The 731-nt window shown below is 61.8% G+C and carries 1 protein-coding gene; it reads right to left on the bottom strand.

All coding sequences use genetic code 11. The annotated features are described in order from the left end of the window. On the bottom strand, nt 1–628 hold a 628-nt coding region (locus IYN85_RS25625; RefSeq protein WP_230390987.1), incomplete at its 3' end, for a hypothetical protein. Nucleotides 629–731 lie beyond the last annotated feature (103 nt).

Below are 731 nucleotides of genomic sequence, written 5' to 3'. Positions count from 1 at the left end.
GGCGTAATAAACCATAGTCGGCGGCGAGTTTAATGAAGGGTTGGGCACCGGCGGCGTTCAGTTCCAGCTTGGTTTGGCCGTCGAACGTTTGCAGAATGATGTTGGGTAAATCGTCGTCGAAGGTCAGTTCGTTCTGGCCGGGGGTGACAATCCGGCTTTGGCTCGGGTTGCGGTCGGTCACCGGGCCGTCCTGTTTGAGTTCGCTGGCAAAACCCAGGACGCAGGGTCGGTTCGGGTCGTTGTTGAGTAAGGCGACCAACACGGTGCTGCCATCCAACAAGGGGAAGTGCCAACCGGTGCTGAGCGGTTGGTTGGCGTTGGCAAAGGGCACCAGGCGTTCCACGCTGGGGCTGGCCTGGGTGTGTTCCAGGCGCTCGGTGTTGTGGTGGCTGAACCCCATGCGCAATTGATACTGGCCCCGGTCATCCAGGTCTGCGTAACGGCCGCGAGCTTCGATACGGGCCGGAAACGCCAGGGGCAGCTCGGGCATGGCCGGAAACGTGGGTTGATACCCGCTGGCCCGGCTGATTAAGGTCGCTTTGGCGTGATATCGCAAGCCCAGCTGCGGTTGGCTGGCATCGAAGGCTTCGCCTTCGTGCGTGAGTTCAAGGGTGGTTAAATCCCCCAAGGCTTCTTGCGGGCTCCAGAACGCGGGCAGGGTGCTGCTGTGGCCACAGGCCAGCATGGGCAAGCTGCCCTCGAGCAACCAGGATCGCGTCACCGCGTGGTGT

Source organism: Reinekea sp. G2M2-21 (assembly GCF_015687175.1).
Classification (GTDB): Bacteria; Pseudomonadota; Gammaproteobacteria; order Pseudomonadales; family Natronospirillaceae; genus Reinekea.
The sequence above is the reverse complement of the archived record's forward strand: the minus strand, read 5'-3'. Positions and strand labels throughout refer to the sequence as shown.